The sequence below is a fragment of the Streptomyces collinus Tu 365 genome (assembly GCF_000444875.1).
Taxonomy (GTDB): Bacteria; Actinomycetota; Actinomycetes; order Streptomycetales; family Streptomycetaceae; genus Streptomyces; species Streptomyces collinus_A.
Map to the genome: position 1 here is coordinate 4243520 of NC_021985.1, position 18984 is coordinate 4262503.

Here is an 18984-nt window from a genome sequence, read left to right on the forward strand (position 1 = left end):
CTGGCAAGGTCGCCGAAGACCCGGGGCCGGGGATCCTGTGGGTTCCTACGAACGCGCCCGCACCGGCACCGGCACCACCGTCCTACTCGTTGGTGAACTCCTCCACCACGGTCGCGCCCAGTTCCCGCACGATCAGGTCGTGGCCGGACAGGGCCGACTCGTCGAGGTCGGGGTCGTCGTCCTCGGGGATGTCGTCCTCGGGGGCGACCGGGTGCGGCTCCGGCGGTGCGGACCGCGCGGGAGCCGCGGGCGCCGGAGCGGACGGGGCGCCACCTTGCGGGGCGGCGGGCGCCGGGGAGCCGGGCCGGGCCGCCGCCGGGCGCGCGGCGGCGGCCGGGCCGCCACCGGCGGGCGCGCCGGTGAAACCGCCGCCTCCGTATCCGGGGCCGCCTCCGCCGAAGCCGGGGGGACCGCCGGCCGGCGGGGCCGCCGAACCACCCGAGGGGTCGACCAGCGCCTCGATCTTCCACTGCACGTTGAACTGCTCGGCCAGCGCCTGCCGCAGCACGTCCTCGCTGCCGCTGCTCGCGAAGTTGTCGCGGGCCCCCGCGTTGACGAAGCCGATCTGGAGGGTGGTGCCGTCGAAGCCGGTGACCTGGGCGTTCTGGCTGAGCAGGATCCAGGTGAACCGGCGCCGGTTCTTCACCGCCTCCAGGACGTTCGGCCAGAGCATGCGCGGGTCCACGCTCCCGGCGGGCGCGGCCGGGCCAGGGGCCGCGGGCGCCGAGGGGGCGGCGGAAGCCGCGGCCGGGGGCGCCTGATGCTGGGGCTGGGGTCGGGACTGGGCGGGTGCGGCGGCCTGCGGGGCGCCCGCCGGGGCGGCCGTGGGCCAGCCGCCGGGGCGCCGGCCGCCGCCGGCGGGAGCGGCGGTCGGCCAGGCGCCGGGCGCGGGCGCCGAGGCCGCGGCCGCCGCCGGGACCGGAGCCGCGGGAGCGGGAGCGGCCGGGGCCTGGGGTGCCGGAGTCTGCGGTGCCGGAGCCTGGGCCGGGGCGGCGGGCTGGGGCTGGGGGGCCGGGGGCGCCGAGACGGCAGGAGCCACCGGGGCGGCCGGTCCGCCGGGACCCGACGGGACGCCGGGGCCGCGTACGGCCGCGCGCGCGGCGGCCGGTCCGCCGCCCGGCGGCACCGGGGCGCCACCCTGGGCCGGGCCGGCGTGGGCCTCGGGCCCGGGGACGTACCCCATGGCGGGCGCGCCGGCCCCGCCGGCGAAGCCGACACCGCGCTCCAGGCGGTCCAGGCGGGCCATCAAGGACCGCTCGTCGCCGTAGGCGGCGGGGAGCATCACCCGCGCGCAGATGAGTTCGAGCTGGAGGCGGGGCGAGGTGGCGCCGCGCATCTCGGTGAGGCCCTCGTTGACGAGGTCGGCGGCGCGGCTCAGCTCGGCGGCGCCGAACGTGCCGGCCTGGGCCTGCATGCGGTCCAGGACGTCCGCCGGGGCGTCGATGAGCCCCTTGTCGACGGCGTCCGGGACGGCGGCCAGGATCACCAGGTCCCGCAGCCGTTCCAGCAGGTCGGCGACGAACCGCCGAGGGTCGTTGCCCCCCTCGATGACGCGGTCGACGACCTCGAAGGCGGCGGCCCCGTCACCGGTGGCGAAGGCCTCGACCACGGAGTCCAGCAGGGAGCCGTCGGTGTAGCCGAGGAGCGAGGTGGCCATGGCATAGGTCACACCCTCCTCCCGGGCGCCGGCGAGGAGCTGGTCCATGACGGACATGGAGTCACGCACGGAACCGGCGCCGGCCCGGACGACGAGCGGCAGCACGCCCTCCTCGACGGGGATGTCCTCCCGGCCGCACACCTCGCCCAGGTAGTCCCGCAGGGTCCCGGGCGGCACGAGCCGGAACGGGTAGTGGTGGGTGCGCGACCGGATGGTGCCGATGACCTTCTCGGGCTCCGTGGTCGCGAAGATGAACTTGAGGTGCTCCGGCGGCTCCTCGACGACCTTCAGCAGGGCGTTGAAGCCGGCCGACGTGACCATGTGGGCCTCGTCGATGATGTAGATCTTGTACCGGCTGCTCGCGGGCCCGAAGAAAGCCTTCTCGCGCAGCTCACGGGCGTCGTCCACACCACCGTGGGAGGCCGCGTCGATCTCGATGACGTCGATCGAGCCCGGGCCGTTGCGCGCCAGGTCGCGGCAGGACTGGCACTCGCCGCAGGGCGTGGGGGTGGGGCCCTGCTCGCAGTTCAGGCAGCGGGCCAGGATGCGTGCGCTGGTCGTCTTGCCGCAGCCGCGCGGACCGCTGAACAGGTACGCGTGATTGACCCGGTTGTTCCGCAGCGCCTGCTGCAGCGGGTCGGTGACATGCTCCTGCCCGATGACCTCGGCAAAGGTCTCCGGGCGATAGCGGCGGTACAGCGCGAGAGACGACACGCATACGAGGTTAATGGCGTCCACTGACAACGGGCTCCGCCCGGAGAGCCCGGCGGAAGAGCCCCGGAAACACAAGGGCCCCCCACGCACCCGCCAGAGCCAACCTACCCTTGCTGCCTTCCGGCCCTGGGGGAGTTCAGTCAGATAGCGCCGCGTGAGGGGCTGTGCCCCACAGTACCCGATCCCGGGCCGCGGTCAGTACCGCGCCCGACACCCGATGCGGGCCTGCGGGAACGGGTTCGCGAGCACCCTCCTCGGTCATGTAATGTTTCCGGCGGAGGATTCGCCTAGAGGCCTAGGGCGCACGCTTGGAAAGCGTGTTGGGGGCAACCCCTCACGAGTTCGAATCTCGTATCCTCCGCCAGTGCCTCACCGGGCACGATGTCGAAGGACCCCACCGTTCGCGGTGGGGCCCTTCGACGTTCTCCGTCCCGGTTTCCGTCCCAGTTGGTTTTTTCCTCGGGCCCGGCCGCCTCCCAGAGCGCTTCCCCGACCTGCGGGGCGACTTTGCGGAGCATGATCCCCGTCACATGCATGTAGCGAGCGCGCATCCGGGCCGCTCCCCCAGGCTCCCAACCCGTGATCGAGTCGATCACGACGTCTGGGACGCCAAGGATCAGGAGAACGGTCGCGGCGGTGTGGCGAGCGTCATGGAGACGGCCGTCCCGCACACCGGCGTCACGAAGCAGGCGCTTCCAGACGTGGAAGTCAGTGTTCGGGCTCAGCGGCCCGCCGGTCGGCGAGGCGAAGACGTAGCCCTTGCCCTCCCAGTCGGCGCCGGCCGCGAGTCGCGAACCAGCTCCGCGGGCAGGTAGGAGGTCGCCATCTGCACCGGCTCGCCGTCCACCAGGTACCGCCGACTACGGACGACTCGGTTTCCCGATTTGCCTCAAATCCCCTTCATCGGCTGCAACCTGAATGCTTGTAGCTCAGTGGATAGAGCGGAGCCAAGTATCCGCTGTATGTAGTGTGCGGAAATGACAAGAAACGAGCGGCTCGCGGAGCAGCTGGACTGGCACTGGCGCACGAACCTGCGCCCACGGCTGGACGGTCTGGCCGATGAGGAGTACTTCTGGGAGCCGGTGCGCGGCTGCTGGAGCGTCCGCCCGCGTGGTACGTCGGCCGCACCGATGTCGGAAGGTTCGGGGGAGTGGGCGATGGACTTCGCGTCCCCTAACCCGGTGCCGGCGCCGGTGACCACGATTGCCTGGCGGCTGGCACACATCATCGTCTCGTGCCTGGGCTATCGGGTCGGGTGGTACTTCGGCGGCCAGGACGTCGACTCCCAGACATTCGCTTACGCGGGGACCGCTGACGAGGCGCTGAAACAGCTCGATGAGATGTACGGGAGATGGAACGAGGGAGTCCGCGCGCTCTCGGACGCTGACCTGGAGCGTCCGCCCATGGCGGGTCCCGAGCGGTTTCCCATGGAGAACAGGGTCCTGCACGTCAATAGGGAGCTGATCCATCACGGCGCTGAGATTTCCCTGTTGCGCGACCTCTACCGCTGGCAGGGCGGAGCTGTACCGCACCAGGTATGACTTTTCGGCAACCGGCGATCGATCTTCACCGCCGGCGTCCAGCTGGCCCGACGGAGGCAGCGCGGCACGGGCCTGGCCGTCGCGGGACTCCTCGTTTCCGTCTCATTCAGTGACGGACGCCACCGTTCAGGCGGGTCCAGCCCTCGGCTCGTGATGAGCGCCCGGACGGCCATGAACGCAGGTGAATGCCCCGGCACGGCCTCTGGCGGGCCGCCAACAGACTTGGCAAGCGTGTTGGGGGCAACCCCTCACGAGTTCGAATCTCGTATCCTCCGCCGGTTCAGAGGGCCGGGTCACGAAAGTGGCCCGGCCCTCTGGCGTTTTCCGGGGGCGCGGGCCCGCGCGCGCGACTTACCGAGTATGACTCCCGTCACACCTCGCGGTGTTATCAAGGGAGTATGGAGGAATTTTCCGGGCGCTCCAGCGGCCCGGAGCGTCATCCGTCCGCGGGAAGCCGGCCGCCAAGCCGGCCGCGGGGCCGTGCCTCCCTGCTGAACCTGCGCAGTGCGGCGGGCCAGGTGTTCCTCCTCCAGGTCGTCGTCGTGGTGCTGCTGGTCCTGGGGGCGGTGGCGGCCATGGTGCTGCAGGCGGCGGGCGACGCGCTGCAGCAGGGGCGGCGGGAGTCGGTGGTCGCGGCCCAGACGTTCGCCAGCTCCCCCGGGGTGGCCGACGCCCTGCGGAGCCCAGACCCGACGGCGGTGCTGCAGCCGCGGGCCGAAGAGGCGCGCAAGCGCGCGGGGGTGGACTTCGTCGTCGCCATGAACCCGGCAGGGATCCGCTACACGTACCCCTATCAGCGGGAGATCGGTAAGAAGTTCGTCGGGAACATCGGTCCCGCGCTGCGCGGCCGGACCGTCGTGGAGCAGGCCGGCGGCCCGCCGCTGCCCGCGGGCCAGGGAACCGCCGTGCAGGCCACGGTGCCGGTGTACGACGCACACGGCAAGGTCGTCGGACTGGTCTCCGCCGGCATCACGGTCCGCAACGTCGCGCAGCTGTGGATGCCGCAGCTGCCGATCATCCTGGGGTGCGGCGCGGCCGCTCTGGTCCTGGCCACGGTGGGCACGAGGCTGGTCTCCCGGCGGCTGCGGCGGCAGACCCGCGGCCTCGCGCCGACGGAGCTGGCGCAGCTCTACGAGCACCACGAGGCGGTCCTGCACGCCGTCCGGGAGGGCGTGCTGATCATCGACCCCGAGGGGCGGCTGCTGCTGGCCAACGACGAGGCGGCGCGGCTGCTCGCGCTGCCCCCGGACGCGGTGGGGCGGCCGGTGGCGGAGGCGGGACTGCCCGAACCGGTCCTGCGGCTGCTGGAGTCGCCGGAGCCCGCCAGCGACGAGGTGCACCTCGCCGGTGACCGGCTGCTGATGGTGAACAAGCGGCCGACGTACCCGCGGGGCGGGCCGGGCGGCAGCGTCGTGACCCTGCGGGACTCCACCGAGCTGGCGGCGGTCTCCGGGCGGGCCGACGTCGCCCGCGAGCGGCTGAAGCTGCTGTACGAGGCCGGGACGGGGATCGGGACGACGCTCGACGTGGGGCGCACCGCCCAGGAGCTGGCCGACGTGGCGGCGCCGCGGTTCGCCGACCTGGTGACGGTGGACCTGCTCGACGCGGTGCTGCGGGGCTGGGAGCCGACCGCGGAGGGCTGGCGGCATCTGCGCCGGGCGGCGATCGGCGGCGAGCAGGGGATCGTGCCGACCTACCCGGTGGGCGAGGTCATCACCTTCGACCCGGACGCCCCGCAGATGCGGACGCTGCGGGAGGCCCGGGGCGTGCTGGAGAGGGACCTGCGGGAGGCGCCCGGCTGGCGGAAGCAGGACCCGGAGCGCGCCCGCGGGGCCCTGGCGGGCGGACTGCGGTCGCTGGTGACCGTGCCGCTGCGGGCGCGTCACGTGCCGCTGGGCGTGGCGAGCTTCTACCGGACGGCGGACTCCCCGCCCTTCGAGCCGGAGGACCTCGCCCTGGCCGAGGAGCTCGCCGCGCGGGCCGCGGTGGCCCTCGACAACGCCCGCAGGTTCACCCGCGAGCACGCGATGGCGGTGACGCTCCAGCGCAGCCTGCTGCCGCGCGGCCAGCCGGAGCAGGACGCCCTCGAGGTGGCCTGGCGGTACCTGCCCGCCGAGGCGGGGGTGGGCGGTGACTGGTTCGACGTCATCCCGCTGCCGGGCGCCCGGGTGGCGCTGGTGATGGGAGACGTCGTCGGGCACGGGCTGCACGCGGCGGCGACGATGGGCCGGCTGCGCACCGCGGTGCACAACTTCTCCACCCTCGACCTGCCCGTGGACGAGGTGCTGGGCAACCTGGACGACCTGGTCGTCCGCATGGACAACGAGGAGGACACCGGGGACGCCGCCGCGGACCACGAGGGCGTGGGGGTGACCGGGGCGACCTGTCTGTACGCCGTGTACGACCCGGTGACGGGCGTCTGCACGATGGCCCGCGCCGGGCACCCCGAGCCGGTGGTGGTGAGCCCGGACGGGACGGTGAGCTGTCCCGGCGTGCCCGCCTCGGCGCCGCTCGGGCTGGGCGGCTACCCCTTCGAGACCGCCGACGTGCCCCTGCCGGAGGGCTCCCAGCTGGTGCTGTACACCGACGGGCTGGTGGAGAACCGCGCCCGGGGGATCGACTTCGGGATGAAGCGGTTGCGCCGGGCGCTCGAGGGGTCGGGCGACCGCACGCCCGAGCAGACGTGTCAGGCGGTGATCGACGCCCTGGAGCCCTCGCCCTCTCTGGACGACATCGCGCTGCTGGCGGCGCGCACCCGGGTGTTCCCGCCCTCGCGCGTGGCGGAGTGGACCGTACCGCCGGACCCGGCGCTGGTGCCCACCGTGCGGGCGCACTGCCGGCGGACGCTGCGCGAGTGGGGTCTGGAGGAGAGCGGGTTCACCACGGAGCTGATCCTGAGCGAGCTGGTCACCAACGCGATCCGGTACGGCTCGCCGCCGATCGGCGTACGGCTGCTGCGCGGCCGCTGCCTGATCTGCGAAGTGTCGGACGGCAGCGGCACCTCACCGCGCCTGCGGCGGGCGGCGAACACGGACGAGGGCGGCCGGGGGCTGTTCCTGGTGGCGCAGTTCGCCCAGCGGTGGGGAACGCGGTACACGCCCCGCGGCAAGGTCATCTGGGCGGAGCAGGCGCTGCAGGACGGCGCCCCCGGCGGCCAAGGCACCCCGCCGGTCGACTTCCTGCTGGAGCAGTTCGACGACCTCGGGCCGTGAGCCGGGCCCGTGCGTGGCCCCGTGCGCCCGTGCCTGGTCCCGCGCGGCCGGCCCGGGCCGTTCGCCGGCGGGTCCGCCGGCGGAGAGGGCCCGGGCCGCGCGCGGCCGGCGCGCTCAGCGGTCCGGGTCCTCCTCGGGTTCGGCTCGGGCCGCCCGCTCGAAGTCCCGCCACGCCTGCCGCTGGATCTCCTCGGGGTCCGCGAGCAGCTCTTCCAGGGGGTGCGCTGCCCCCGAAGGGGGAGGGGGCAGCGCCGTGAGTTTCGCGTAGAGGTACGCGCAGGCCTCCGCCTCGGTACCGAAACGCCGTGTCGCACCGTCCTGGGAGCGCTGCCGTACGCCCACGGTCCAGGCGCCCGCCTCGTGGCGCATGACGTAGTGGGCGTCCGGCCGTACGGGCACCTCGTGCACGCCGGTGATCTCGTAGTACGCCTCCGGGACGCCGGCCTCGCGGAGCCGTGAGACGAGTTCCGCGCTGTCCATGGCCCCGCCGTCCTCGTTGTCGTCGCCGCCCGGAGCGTCCCCGGCTCGCGGGGTCAGGTCACCGGCACCGCGTCCAGGTGGTGCGAGGAGACGAGGTCGGCGACCGAGGGGGTCGTCACGTACTGCAGGCCGAGGCCGGGCTGGCCGAACCAGGGCCGGATCGGTCCCGCGCGGACGGTGAACGGCTCGTGCACCCGGTAGAGGTGGTAGCTGAACGGATACTGCTCGACGTAGCTGTCGAGGTTGCTCGGCGGGATCGCGCGCTGGGCGTAGGGCGTGCCCGCCGGGGCGAGGAAGTTGCCGAAGCCGCTGCCGAAGAGGTCGACCAGCTGGCCCTTGCGCAGCGTCACGGTGCGCTCCAGGGGCTTGCCGTCGCGCAGCACGAAGCCGTCGTGGTCCGGGTACCACCAGCCCGACCTGCCGGTCTTGGGGTCGGTCTGCCAGTAGCAGCCGAGGAACCAGTAGGGCGAGACGGAGTCCGTGCGGTGGTAGCCGCGCAGCATCTTGCCGAGGGCGCCCGTGCGGGGCAGCTGCCGGGGACCGAGCCGCCAGTCGTCGAGGAAGTACGGCTGGAGTGCGGTCGACGGCGGGCTGTTGGTCCCGCGGCCGCGGTCCGCGGTCGGGCAGTGCGCACCGCGCACCGCGGGGTGCCGGTCGGCCTGGGCCGTGGCCGGCGCGATGCCGGCCACCAGGAGGAGCGAGGCGAGGACGCTCCCCACGAGGGCGCGCAGTACGCGCATCCGGGGTCCCTTCTCTTCCGGCACCCACCAGGCGCCGTACGGGTGGTCGGGCCCAGGTTCACGCGAGGCATATGCCGCGGTGCGGGAGGCGGCCCGCGAAGTCACCCGAAACGACGAGCGGATCGCCCGGACGGCGGACACCCGGCCCGGGACCCCCGTGCCGACGTGGCGTGACGCGCGTGGAGCCGCGCCGACGGGCCGACGCGGTGTCGCCGGGCACCGTCAAGACGCCCACGCATCCGCAGGAGACGTACGCGGCCCCCGCCGCCCTGCACCCGGTCGGGCGGATGGGCGAGCGGAGCGACGTCGTGGACGCGGTGCTGTACTTGGAGAACGCTCCGTTCGTCACCGGCGAGGTCCTCCACGTCGACGGCGGCATGGGCGCGGGCCACCGAAAGGACACCGTGATGAACGGCATGCCGGACACCGAGGCCGTCCTGCGCGGCGTCCTCGACCGGTGGAAGGCGGGCGTCGACGGCCACGAACCGCAGCGGATCGCCGCGCTGTTCACCGTGGACGCGACCTTCCAGGGGTTGCACCCCTACAGCGTCGGCAGGCAGGGCGTCGCCGACTACTACGCGTCCCAGCCGCCCGGACTGACGGCCGCGTACCGCGTGCTGGAGAGCAGGCGCCTCTCCGCGGACGTCGTGCTCGGATACCTGGACGTGGACTTCGGGTTCACCGACCGGCCCACGCTGCACGTCAAGCTCGGCGTGGTGCTGGTGCGGTCCGGGGACGAGTGGCTCATCGGCCACTACCAGGTGTCCCGTCTCGACCAGGTCCTGGGTGGGCGGGACTTGGCGGGCGGGCCGCCAGCCGCTCGACCGCGGCGGTGAGGGCGGCCGTCACCGACGGCGGCGGGAGGTCCGGGACCCCGCGGACCCTCCCGGGGCGCAGAGTCCGGGCGCCGAGCGGGAGTTCGACCTGGACACCCGCGTCGGCGGTGAGGTTGACGGGGTTGCGCGGGTGCAGTCCGCGCAGCCCGGCCGGGATGGCGTCCAGGTCGGTGACGGCCTCGAAGTCCGGTGCGTGCACGGTGAGTTCGTGCCCCAGGACGCGGGCCGCCTCGCGGTTGGCGCCGCCCAGGAAGACGGCCCGCGGCGTCTCGCGCCGCAGGTGGCCGTGGAGGGACACCACCACCGTCACGGAGGCGAGGAACTCCCGCAGCGCGGCACAGTGGTCCACCGCCATCCGGTGCGAGGGGAGGTGCACCGGGTCGCCGGCCGGCTGGGCGAAGACCAGCGCACTCGCCCCGGTCCGGGCCGCCACCTCCTCGGCCAGCTCCGCCGTGCCGCCCTCCGTGCCGGCGTGCAGGGCCAGCAGCCCGATGCCCGACCCGGACGTCAGGAAGGCGGTGAACTCGGCTCCCTCGATCACCACCCGCTCGCCGCGCGTCATGCTCCCGCCTCTCCCCCGGTCCGGGACCGCTACCGCACCACCCGCACGGTCCTCGACACGGTCACCTGGTCCACCTCGGACACCCGCACCGTCACCTTCATGGTCCACGTCCCGAGCAGCGGGACGTCGAAGGAGTCGGCCGCCCAGTAGCCGCCGCGGTCGGTGACCCGGGTGTCCAGGGGGCCGATCCGGCGGTCCGCGAGGGTCAGCGTGATCCGCACCTCGGGGACCGCGGACAGGCCGCCGTCGGGGCCGTAGACGACCGCCTGGACGGAGTTGGCGCCGACCCGGCCCGGGTCCAGGGTGACCTGGACCCTGCCGTGGCCGCCGGGGGTGCCGACGTCGAAGGGGATCGTGGTGACCGAGGCGGCCGGGATGCCGGCCACCGCCGTGCCGGAGCTCACCGCCTCGGCCGCGGCCCGGCCCGGCAGCGTGCTCGTCAGCAGGGTCGTCAGGACCAGCACCACGACGCCCACCGCGACCTCGGCGAGCACCGAGCGGCGCAGGCGGTCCGGCGAGGGCCGCGGCGCGGCGGGCGGCTCGGGTTCCGGCGGCGGGGGACCGCCGGCCGGCTGGGGGACCCGACCGGCGAGCGGCACGGGGGCCGGCTCCGCCAGGCGGGCCGTCCAGCGGCGGGAGCGGGAGGCGACGGCGAGCAGGAGCGTGACGGCCGCCAGTTTCGCCAGCAGGAGGCGTCCGTACGGCGTGCCGGTGAACGCCTGCCAGGAGCCGAGGCCCCGCCAGGACTGGTACACGCCGGTCGCGACGAGGACCGTCACGGAGGCGAAGGCGAGCCGGGAGAAGCGGGTGGCGACACGGGGGGTGGCGGCCATCGGCGCGGGTTCCCGCGGTGCCGTGCGGCGCAGGGTCAGCAGCAGTGCCGTCAGGCCGCCGAGCCAGGCCGCCGTCGCCAGCAGGTGGAGGGTGGCCGAGGCGATGGCGACGGGAACCTGGAGGCCCGCCGAGGCGTGTTCCGCGGCCGCCCAGGTCAGGCACAGGGCGACGGCGAGGACCGCCGCCGCCGTCAGGACGGCCCGGCGGGGGACCGTGTCGCGCCACCGCCGCGCGGACAGCGCGCAGGCCCCCGCGACGGCCAGCAGGAGCAGCCGGGCGAGGAGGAGTTCCCCGGGGCGGGTGGCGGCCGTGCGGGCGACGGCGGCGAGGCCGAGGGCGGAGGCCGGCCCCGTGCCCTCCTCGTAGGGCGCCCGGAGCAGGAACAACGCGGCCGTCGCTGCCGCCAGGGTCCAGCCGGCGGCCAGGGCCGGACGGCGCAGGTGGTCTCGGGCCTCCGGCCGGCAGTACGCCACGAAGGCGGCCGTGCCGAGGAGCAGGGCCACGGCGAGGTAGGCGACGTAGCGGGCGATGTTGTAGAGGGTGGTGGTCGCCGGGTCCTCGGTGCGCTCCGGCGCCAGGGCGGCGGTCGCCGTGCGCCGGCCCACCGAGAAGGTGAGCGCCCCGGACACCGGGTGGCTGTCCGCCGACACCACCCGCCAGGCCAGCGTGTAGGTGCCGGTGCCCAGCCGGGCGGGCAGGGTGACGCGTGCGGTGTCGGAGCGGCCCGGGAGGTGGTCCGCCTCACCGGTGCGCACCCGGTGGTTGCGCGGGTCGTAGACGCGGAAGGAGTCGGTCAGCAGGCCGACCGACTCGGTGAAGGTCAGGGTCACCTGGCGGGGCGCCGACCTGAGGACCGTGCCGTCGGCCGGATCGGTGCCGCGCAGGGCCGCGTGGGCCGAGGCGGGCGCCGCCGTGCCGAGCAGGGCCAGCAACAGGCCCGCGCACAGGACGGTCAGCCGCCGGGCCCACCCGTGTCGGTCGCGCACCCGATGCCTCCGTTCGCCGGCCCGCACGTCCTCCGTATACGTACGCGGCGATCGGCCGCCGTGCTCACCACGGCGGCCGGGCCTTTCCCGGGTACCGTCCGGGGCCGGGGTCGCCCCTACCGGGGCCGCCTCAGACCAGGGTCGCCCGAGACCGCGTCCGTCTCAGGCCAGGTCCGTCTCAGGCCAGGTCCGCCCCGGGGCCGGGGCCGCCTCAGACCGGGGTCGCCTCAGGCCGGGTCGGCCGGGAAGGCCGTCTCCCGGGTGAGGAAGGCCAGCCGGGCGTGCTTCTCCGGCAGGTACACGTCCGGCAGGTCGACCTCGGGCAGGACGACCTCGGGTCCGGGCGTGAATCCCTGGCGGCCGAAGCGGGCGATCGCCCTGGTGTTGCGGACGTCGGGATCGACGACGATCCGCCGGCGCCCCAGCCCCCGCAGGACGTACGAGGTGATCGCACCGAGTAGGGCGGCGGTCCAGCCGGGCTGCCGCCCCGCCGGTCCGGCGGGCGCCAGGAGGAGGTGGACGCCGATGTCGCCGGGCCGCACCTCGTAGCACTCGCCGACCCGGTCGGCGCCGGGCTCGTAGGTCTGGAGCAGGGCGGCCGGCTCGCCGTCCTTGGTGACCAGGTGGGCGTGGTGGGTGTCGAGCGTGGCCAGGTGGGCGTAGACCTCCGTCACCTGGTCCCGGGTGAGGCCGGTCATGCCCCAGAACGCGGCGCGTTCCTCGCTCACCCAGGCGTGCACCGTGCCCGCGTCGGCCGCGGGGTCGAGGGGGCGGATCCGGACGGTGCCGTAGCCGTCGACGCGCTGCTCGTGGGCGGGGGCGGGGCCGGGGCCGGACGCCGCGGTGGGGGCGTGCGGGTCAGTCATCGGTCTCCTCGGTGCGTTCGAGCGTCAGCTGGGCCCAGTCGGTGACGACCGGGGCGAGCTCTCCCCCGAGCCACAGGGGGAGCTGGTCGCGGTGGTGGGGTGCGCCCGGGACGCCGTCGGCGCCGAAGGGGACGACCCAGCGGCTGTCCTCGCGGCGGGCCAGGTCCCAGACGTAGCGGGCGGCGGGGCCGCGGGCCGCGCGGTCGGTGAGGCCGGGGACGGCCGAGGTGCACAGCACGCAGTCGTGGTCGCCGGAGAGCCCCGGCTCCTCGTACGGCTCCCCCGGCAGCGCCCGCCAGGGGGCGAGCCGGTGGCCGTCGGACCAGGTGCCGGCGGGCGGTGCGGCGGCGACCTCCTCCACGGCGGCCCGGACGGCGGCGTCGCGGTCGATGCCGTACAGCTCCTCGGCCCGCAGCAGGTGTTCGAGGGCGTACCCGATCCGCGGGACCAGGGCCAGCCAGGGCAGCAGGACCTCGGGGTGGGCGGGCGGTTCGGCCAGGGCGGCGAACACCGGGTGGGCGGCGAGGCGGCGGACGACCGCCGTGCGCACCGCGGCGTGGACCGCGGCGTCGGTGCTGTCGCCGTCCATGCGGCGGTCCCAGGCGAGCAGCCGGTCGCGCAGCCGGGCCGCCTCCGGGGTGAGTCCGTCCAGGGCGGCGAGCCGGTCGAGGAGGGGGGCGGCGGAGGCGAGGTGGGTGTCGGTGTGGACGGCGGCCGTCGCGGCGGCGGTCCAGGTGCCGCGCTCGGTGAGCAGGGCGCGGATGCGGTCGGCGCGGTGCGGCGGGGCGAACTCGACGCCGAGGGGGGCCGCCGGGCCGCGCTGGTTGGCCATCACCGCGATGCCGTCGGTGAGACCGGCGTACGGCGTCTCGTGCCAGCCCCGCCAGTCGTGGCCGGGCCGCCAGGCGGGGACCGGCTGGACGAGGTTGGCCGCCGCCCTGACCGGCACCCGGCCGGCCACCCGGTGCAGGAGGCCGCCCTCGGTGTCGGCGGCCTGGACGACGTTCACCGGCTCGGCCCAGGCGTCGAAGGCGGCGTCGACGTCCTCGACCCGACGGGCCCGCAGCAACGGCAGAAGCGCCCCGAAGCCGAGGTCACCGGTCACCCGGGGCGGGTAGCGCAGGGCGAGGGCGGTGGGGAAGCGGTGAGCGGGCGCGTGCGCCGCCCCGGAAGCGTCGGCGGACGGGGCGCCGGGAGCCTCCGCGGCCTCAGCGGCCTCGCCGGCATCCATGGCCTCCGTGGCCTCCGTGGGCTCCGTGGGCTGCGCCCCGGGCATGACGGCGGGCTCGGCCGACGGCGTACCGGGCGCTCGGGCGGCACCGGCGGACGGCGTGCCGGGCACGTCGGCGGACCGCGCACCGAGGGCGTCCGCGGCCTCGGCGGACCGCGCCCGGGGTACGTCCGCCGTCCCGGCGGACGGCACGCCGGGCTCGCCGGCAGACGGCGCCCCGGGCACCTTCGCGGTTCCGGCGGCCCCGGCCGGACGGGGCGCCTGCTCGGCGGGCGCCGCCTCCGCCGTCAGGCCCTCCGGGCCGCCGGCGATCACCGGGCCTCGGGCCGTCTCCAGCACCTCGATCTCCAGCGGGCGCTCTCCGGCCGTCTCGACCAGTTCGGTGTGGCGGGCGGCCCGGCGCCAGGTTCCGTCCGGGTCGAGGGCCTGGACCCCGGCGCCGGTGCGGCGCAGGCGCTCGCGGTAGAGGTCCTGGTAGTCGGCCATGGCGTTCGTGACGGACCAGGCGACCGTGCCGGTGTGGCCGAAGTGGGCGATGCCCGGGACGCCCGGCACGGCGAGGCCCACGACGTCGAACTCCGGGCAGGACAGCCGGATCTGCTGGTAGACGCCCGGGTCCTCGATGAAGCGGTGCGGGTCGCCGGCCAGCAGCGGCAGACCGGTCTCGGTGCGGTCGCCGGACAGCAGCCAGCCGTTGCTGCCCGCGGTGCCGGGGCCGTCGGTGGCGAAGAGGCCGACCGCCCCCGGGCCGAGATGCCGTACCGCCTGCTCGCGCCAGAGCTTGGCGGGGAAGCCGGCGAAGAGCAGGTGGGTGGCGAGCCACACGCCGAGCGGGGTCCAGGGCTGCCAGGCCCCGGGCGCGAGGCCGGTCCGCGCGAACTCCGGGGCGCGCCGGGCACCGTCCGCCAGGCCCTCGTTGACACCGTCGACGTACGACCGGACCCATCGCGCGGTCTCGGCGTCACGGCGCTCCAGGGTCGCGAAGCAGCGCCTGGCGGTGTCGTCGAGGCGGGCCCGGCGGACGAGGACGTCCCAGGACAGTGCGGGGGCGCCGAGGAACGCGGCCGAGGTGCCCTGGGCGCGGTGCCGTTCGACCTCGATCTGCCAGGCGCGGTCCAGGGCGGTGACCCGGCCCTGGGCGCGGGCGAGGGCCAGGACGTCGGGGGCCCGCAGATGGGGGATGCCCCAGGCATCGCGGTAGGTCTCGGTCGTCACCCGGGGACACCCCTCACTCGCCATTAATTTAGGTTAGCCTTGCCTAAATGAATCTCGGGCATCCTACGCCGGACGGCAGAGCCGCGGGAGCCACCCCCCGGCTGCGCCCCGCAACCCGGCGGGCGATCATCGAGCCATGGACGTCACCCTGCACCTCGCCCAGGACCCCGAGGCCGACGCGCTGCTCGGGCGCAGTCCGCTCGCCGCGCTGACCGGGATGCTGCTGGACCAGCAGATCCCGATGGAGTGGGCGTTCAAGGGACCCGCGGCCATCGCCGGACGGCTGGGCGCCGAGGACCTGGACGCGCACGAGATCGCGGTCATGGACCCGGAGACCTTCGCCGGGCTGCTCTCCGCCAAGCCCGCCGTGCACCGCTACCCGGGCTCGATGGCCAAGCGCATCCAGCAGCTGTGCCAGTACCTGGTCGAGCACTACGACGGGAACGCCGAGCTGGTCTGGAAGGGCGTCGACGACGGCGCCGAGCTGCTGCGGCGGCTCCAGGACCTGCCCGGCTTCGGCAAGCAGAAGGCGCAGATCTTCCTCGCCCTGCTCGGCAAGCAGCTCGGCGTGCGTCCCGAGGGCTGGCGGGAGGCCGCGGGCGGCTACGGCGAGGCGGAGTCCTTCCGGTCCGTCGCCGACATCACCGGACCCGAGTCGCTGGCCAAGGTGCGCGCCCACAAGCAGGAGATGAAGGCGGCCGCCAAGGCCGACAAGGCCACGAAGGCCGGCAGGACCACCAGGGCCGCCGGGAAGTGACCTCAGCCGCCCGGCCCCGCTCCGCTGGCGGCGGGGGCCGGGCCGGTACCAGCATGGAGCATGACCGAGGCACCCGGCGGCGGCCCCTCCTGGGACCGTGAGTACGACGACCGCACCGTCCACGCGGGCCACGCGCCGCGCGACCACCACGAGCCCGAGCCACCTCTCGAAGGCCCCCTGCACGCCCTGTCCCGGGCCGCCTGGCAGCTCGTCCTGGGCACCGGCGTCGTCTCGCTGGTCCTCGGCGTCCTGGTCCTCGTCTGGCCCGACCAGTCCCTGACGGTGGCAGGGGTCCTGTTCGGCGTGTACCTGCTCGTCAGCGGCGTCTTCCAGCTCGCCGCGGCCTTCGGCACCCACCAGCGGGCCTCGTTGCGCGTGCTGGCCTTCGTCAGCGGCGCGCTGTCCATCCTGCTGGGCCTGTTCTGCTTCCGCGGGCCCATGCAGTCGGTGCTGCTGATCGCCTTGTGGATCGGCATCGGCTGGCTGTTCCGCGGGATCACCCAGACCCTGGCCGCCGTCTCCGACCACCGCATGCCCGCCCGGGGCTGGCACATCGCCCTCGGGATCCTCACCTTCGCCGCCGGCATCGTGCTCATCGACGCGCCGTTCCAGTCGGTCGCGGTGCTGACCCTGGTCGCCGGCTGCTGGCTGGTGGTCGTCGGCGTCGTGGAGATCGTGACCGCGCTGCGCATCCGCGCACGCGCCCGGCAGGTCCCGCGCACGGTGTGAGCCGGACGCTGGGCCAAGCGGCACGGTGATGGCCGGACGCCGGCCCGAGCGGCACGGTGACAGCCGGACGCCGGCCCGAGCGGCACGGTGACAGCCGGACGCTGGGCCGACCGGGCGGCGTGGGCCGAACGCTGTACCGAGCGGCACGGTGACAGCCGGGCACGGGACCGAGCGCCCGGTGATGGCCGAACGCTGGACCGAGCGCACGGCGTGGGCCGAACGCCGGACCGAGCGGCACGGTGACAGCCGGGCACTGGCCCGAGCGCACGGTGATGGCCGGACGCTGGACCGACCGGGCGGCGTGAGCCGGACGCTGGGCCAAGCACACGGTGACAGCCTGACGCTGGGCCGACCGGGCCCTGTGGACCGGGCGCCAGGTCGTGTCGGCCTAGGCCGACCGGGCGGTTCCGGTGCGCCGCGCGAGTCGCGGCGGGGGCCGTGCGGGCACAGACCAGCCGTGAGCGGCACCCCGGGACTCCCCCGCACCCGCACCTGGCTGCGGGTGCTCGTGCTGCTCCTCGCCCTGTGGGTGCCCGGCGCCCATGTGCAGGCCACGACGGCGCCCGCCCCGGCCGCGTCGGCCGGAGCCGCCGAGCACGACGTCCTCGACTCGCTGCTGCGGCCCCCCGCCCGCGCCCTGCACCAGCCCGGCGCGGCCGACCGCGCCGCGCCCCCGGCGGACCCGCCGGTCCCCGCGCGCCCCGCGCCGGGACCGCGTCCCGCCGTGCCGCTGCCGCCGTCGGCCGTGCCCCTGCTGCGCACGGTGGTCCTGCGCTGCTGACCGGTCCCGCCCAGGCCGGTCGGTCCGACGCGAGGAACACCGAGACACACCGAGACACACCGAGGAACACCGCCATGCCCACAGACCCGTACGCGGTCCTGCGCGCCCTGCTGCGCGCGGAGGCCAGGCGCAGCACGCCGCCCCGGCCGGAAGGGCCGGAAGCCGAGAACCCGCCGGCGCCCGCGAAGGAGGAGGACGCCCGCTGACGCACCGGCGGGGGCGGTCTACCGCCTCCGCCGGGCCGTACCGAACAGGGACCGGGTGATCTCGCGGCCGAGCTGGGTGCCGACCGAGCGGGCCAGCGACTTGAACATGCCGCTGCCGACCACCTCCTCGACCAGCGACGGCTCCCGCTCGGGTGCCTTGGTCCGCGGGGCGGGGGCAGGACGGCCGGCCTCGGGCGGCGCGGTGCGCCGGGCGCTCAGCCGCTCGTACGCCGACTCGCGGTCCACAGCCTGTGCATAACGCGCGAAGAGCGCGGACGCCCGTACCTCCCGGTCCAGTTCGTCCGCGTCCACCGGGCCCATCAGGGACTCGGGGGCGCGCAGCCGGGTGGCGGCGACCGGGGTCGGGGCGCCCTGCTCGCCGAGGACGGTCACCACGGCCTCGCCGGTGCCCAGGCCGGTGAGCAGTTCCGCCAGGTCGTAGGGGGAGTCGGGGAAGGTCTTCACGGTGGCCGCGAGGGCCTTCTGGTCGTCCGGGGTGAAGGCCCGCTGGGCGTGCTGGATCCGGCTGCCGAGCTGCCCGAGGACGTCGGAGGGCACGTCCTTCGGGGACTGCGTGACGAAGAAGACGCCGACCCCTTTCGAGCGAATCAGCCGGACGGTCCGGATGATCGACTCCAGGAACGCCTTGGAGGCGTCGCCGAACAGCAGGTGGGCCTCGTCGAAGAAGAAGACCAGCTTGGGCCGGTCGAGGTCGCCGACCTCCGGCAGGTCGTGGAAGAGGTCGGCCAGCAGCCACATCAGGAACGTCGAGAACAGCCGCGGCCGGTCCTGCACGGCGGCCAGTTCGAGCACCGAGACGACGCCCCGCCCGTCCGGTGCCGTGCGCAGCAGGTCGGCCGTGCCGAACTCCGGCTCGCCGAAGAAGTCCGCCATGCCCTCGGCCTCGAAGGCGGTCAGCGAGCGCAGGATCACCCCGGCCGTGGCGGTGGACAGGCCGCCGATCTCGCGCAGTTCGGCCCTGCCCTCGTCCGAGGTCAGGAAGGCGACGACCGCCCTGAGGTCCTTCAGGTCGACCAGTTCGAGGCCCTTGGTGTCGGCGTAGTGGAAGATCAGGCCCAGGGACTGCTCCTGGGTCCGGTTGAGGCCGAGCACCTTGGACAGCAGCACCGGGCCGAAGGCGGTGACGGTGGCCCGCACCGGGACGCCATGGCCGAGCCCGCCGAGCGCCAGGAACTGAGCCGGGAAGCCTGCCGGGGTCCACTCCTGGCCCACCTCGGCGGCGCGCCCGCGCACCCGGTCGCCCGGCTGCCCCGGCCGCGCGATGCCGGACAGGTCGCCCTTGATGTCGGCGAGGAACACCGGCACACCCTGCGCCGACAGCTGCTCGGCGACGAGTTGGAGCGTCTTGGTCTTCCCGGTGCCGGTGGCGCCCGCGACCAGACCGTGCCGGTTGAGCACCGACAGCGGGACGCGCACCGGCGCGCCCGGGTGACAGCGGCCGTCCCACAGGAGGGCGCCGAGTTCAAGGGCGGGCCCGCCGAAGGCGTACCCGGAGGCGATCTCCTGAGCCCCGGCGGGCAGCGTCTCGCTGTCACTCATCTCAGGCCCCTGTTCCCGGTAGTTACCGTTATCACCCGTTTGGACACGGCTTTTCCAGCGTCGCACTCCGGCGCCAT

Annotated in this window: 15 protein-coding genes, 1 tRNA gene, 1 other RNA gene and 2 pseudogenes; 9 read left to right on the forward strand and 10 right to left on the reverse strand. The window is 75.0% G+C overall.

From position 1 onward, the window contains the following. Positions 1 to 82: 82 nt before the first annotated feature. Positions 83 to 2371, reverse strand: coding sequence for a DNA polymerase III subunit gamma and tau (locus B446_RS18480; protein ID WP_020940965.1), 2289 nt, complete (start codon positions 2369 to 2371; stop codon positions 83 to 85). A 70-nt stretch (positions 2372 to 2441) separates the two neighbouring features. Next, positions 2442 to 2538: signal recognition particle sRNA small type (gene ffs, locus B446_RS36480), an RNA gene on the reverse strand. A 109-nt stretch (positions 2539 to 2647) separates the two neighbouring features. Here ffs and B446_RS18485 point away from each other — a divergent pair. Further along, positions 2648 to 2735: transfer RNA gene (locus B446_RS18485), tRNA-Ser, on the forward strand. 82 nt (positions 2736 to 2817) lie between these two features. Here B446_RS18485 and B446_RS37155 read toward each other — a convergent pair. Continuing rightward, positions 2818 to 3171: pseudogene (locus tag B446_RS37155) on the reverse strand (tyrosine-type recombinase/integrase); the annotation flags it as partial. Positions 3172 to 3348: 177 nt separating this feature from the next. Here B446_RS37155 and B446_RS18490 point away from each other — a divergent pair. Together B446_RS18490 and B446_RS18495 are read left to right on the forward strand one after the other, a co-directional pair. Then, positions 3349 to 3912: a DinB family protein gene (locus B446_RS18490; protein WP_020940966.1), complete on the forward strand. Its 564-nt coding sequence runs from the start codon at positions 3349 to 3351 to the stop codon at positions 3910 to 3912. 398 nt (positions 3913 to 4310) lie between these two features. Beyond that, a complete protein-coding gene (locus B446_RS18495; protein ID WP_078614746.1) occupies positions 4311 to 7124 on the forward strand; it encodes a SpoIIE family protein phosphatase in 2814 nt (937 codons plus the stop codon). Positions 7125 to 7238: 114 nt separating this feature from the next. Here the strand turns inward: B446_RS18495 and B446_RS18500 are convergent, their stop codons facing one another. Together B446_RS18500 and B446_RS18505 are read right to left on the reverse strand one after the other, a co-directional pair. Further along, positions 7239 to 7604 carry a hypothetical protein gene (locus tag B446_RS18500; protein WP_020940968.1) on the reverse strand — a complete coding sequence of 122 codons (366 nt, stop codon included), beginning with the start codon at positions 7602 to 7604 and terminating at the stop codon, positions 7239 to 7241. A gap of 53 nt (positions 7605 to 7657) precedes the next feature. Further along, complete coding sequence (locus B446_RS18505) at positions 7658 to 8344, reverse strand: TNT domain-containing protein (protein WP_020940969.1); 687 nt, start codon at positions 8342 to 8344, stop codon at positions 7658 to 7660. Between the two features lie 194 nt (positions 8345 to 8538). On the opposite strand from B446_RS18505, the pseudogene B446_RS40295 reads away from it, so the two are divergent. Continuing rightward, a pseudogene (locus tag B446_RS40295) lies at positions 8539 to 8736 on the forward strand (SDR family oxidoreductase); the annotation flags it as partial. 15 nt (positions 8737 to 8751) lie between these two features. Next, positions 8752 to 9180 carry a hypothetical protein gene (locus tag B446_RS39940; protein WP_052352298.1) on the forward strand — a complete coding sequence of 143 codons (429 nt, stop codon included), beginning with the start codon at positions 8752 to 8754 and terminating at the stop codon, positions 9178 to 9180. Here B446_RS39940 and B446_RS36135 read toward each other — a convergent pair. The 4 genes from B446_RS36135 to B446_RS18530 form a co-directional block, all read right to left on the reverse strand. Beyond that, on the reverse strand, positions 9089 to 9742 hold the full coding sequence (locus B446_RS36135; RefSeq protein WP_020940971.1) for a poly-gamma-glutamate hydrolase family protein: 654 nt from the start codon (positions 9740 to 9742) through the stop codon (positions 9089 to 9091). The genes B446_RS39940 and B446_RS36135 overlap by 92 nt on opposite strands. 29 nt (positions 9743 to 9771) lie before the next feature. Further along, the gene (locus B446_RS18520) at positions 9772 to 11562 is read right to left on the reverse strand and encodes a copper resistance protein CopC (RefSeq protein ID WP_020940972.1); all 1791 of its coding nucleotides are present in this window, start codon (positions 11560 to 11562) and stop codon (positions 9772 to 9774) included. A gap of 227 nt (positions 11563 to 11789) precedes the next feature. After that, on the reverse strand, positions 11790 to 12428 hold the full coding sequence (locus B446_RS18525) for a GNAT family N-acetyltransferase (protein ID WP_020940973.1): 639 nt from the start codon (positions 12426 to 12428) through the stop codon (positions 11790 to 11792). Next, a complete protein-coding gene (locus tag B446_RS18530; protein ID WP_020940974.1) occupies positions 12421 to 14874 on the reverse strand; it encodes a penicillin acylase family protein in 2454 nt (817 codons plus the stop codon). The genes B446_RS18525 and B446_RS18530 overlap by 8 nt, the downstream gene beginning before the upstream one ends. Positions 14875 to 15010: 136 nt before the next feature. Here B446_RS18530 and B446_RS18535 point away from each other — a divergent pair, with 136 nt between their 5' ends. The 4 genes from B446_RS18535 to B446_RS40770 all read left to right on the forward strand — a co-directional run bounded on the left by B446_RS18535 (position 15011) and on the right by B446_RS40770 (position 17347). Further along, entirely contained in the window at positions 15011 to 15631 is a 621-nt protein-coding gene (locus B446_RS18535; protein WP_020940975.1) for an HhH-GPD-type base excision DNA repair protein, read from the forward strand. Positions 15632 to 15691: 60 nt separating this feature from the next. Beyond that, entirely contained in the window at positions 15692 to 16360 is a 669-nt protein-coding gene (locus tag B446_RS18540) for an HdeD family acid-resistance protein (protein ID WP_020940976.1), read from the forward strand. A 457-nt stretch (positions 16361 to 16817) separates the two neighbouring features. Next, the gene (locus B446_RS18545) at positions 16818 to 17141 is read left to right on the forward strand and encodes a hypothetical protein (protein WP_020940977.1); all 324 of its coding nucleotides are present in this window, start codon (positions 16818 to 16820) and stop codon (positions 17139 to 17141) included. Between the two features lie 74 nt (positions 17142 to 17215). Continuing rightward, positions 17216 to 17347, forward strand: coding sequence for a hypothetical protein (locus B446_RS40770; RefSeq protein ID WP_268825382.1), 132 nt, complete (start codon positions 17216 to 17218; stop codon positions 17345 to 17347). 18 nt (positions 17348 to 17365) lie between these two features. Here the strand turns inward: B446_RS40770 and B446_RS18550 are convergent, their stop codons facing one another. Continuing rightward, positions 17366 to 18907, reverse strand: coding sequence for a helicase HerA-like domain-containing protein (locus tag B446_RS18550; protein WP_020940978.1), 1542 nt, complete (start codon positions 18905 to 18907; stop codon positions 17366 to 17368). Positions 18908 to 18984: the final 77 nt, after the last annotated feature.

Excerpts from the sequence above, each read along its gene's own strand:
- B446_RS18535 (WP_020940975.1), top strand. The coding sequence starts at position 15,011 with ATGGACGTCACCCTGCACCTCGCCCAGGACCCCGAGGCCGACGCGCTG.
- B446_RS39940 (WP_052352298.1), top strand. The coding sequence starts at position 8,752 with ATGAACGGCATGCCGGACACCGAGGCCGTCCTGCGCGGCGTCCTCGAC.
- B446_RS18500 (WP_020940968.1), bottom strand. The coding sequence starts at position 7,604 with ATGGACAGCGCGGAACTCGTCTCACGGCTCCGCGAGGCCGGCGTCCCG.
- B446_RS18490 (WP_020940966.1), top strand. The coding sequence starts at position 3,349 with ATGACAAGAAACGAGCGGCTCGCGGAGCAGCTGGACTGGCACTGGCGC.
- B446_RS18525 (WP_020940973.1), bottom strand. The coding sequence starts at position 12,428 with ATGACTGACCCGCACGCCCCCACCGCGGCGTCCGGCCCCGGCCCCGCC.
- B446_RS36135 (WP_020940971.1), bottom strand. The coding sequence starts at position 9,742 with ATGACGCGCGGCGAGCGGGTGGTGATCGAGGGAGCCGAGTTCACCGCC.
- B446_RS40770 (WP_268825382.1), top strand. The coding sequence starts at position 17,216 with ATGCCCACAGACCCGTACGCGGTCCTGCGCGCCCTGCTGCGCGCGGAG.
- B446_RS18505 (WP_020940969.1), bottom strand. The coding sequence starts at position 8,344 with ATGCGCGTACTGCGCGCCCTCGTGGGGAGCGTCCTCGCCTCGCTCCTC.
- B446_RS18495 (WP_078614746.1), top strand. The coding sequence starts at position 4,311 with ATGGAGGAATTTTCCGGGCGCTCCAGCGGCCCGGAGCGTCATCCGTCC.
- B446_RS18540 (WP_020940976.1), top strand. The coding sequence starts at position 15,692 with ATGACCGAGGCACCCGGCGGCGGCCCCTCCTGGGACCGTGAGTACGAC.
- B446_RS18550 (WP_020940978.1), bottom strand. The coding sequence starts at position 18,907 with ATGAGTGACAGCGAGACGCTGCCCGCCGGGGCTCAGGAGATCGCCTCC.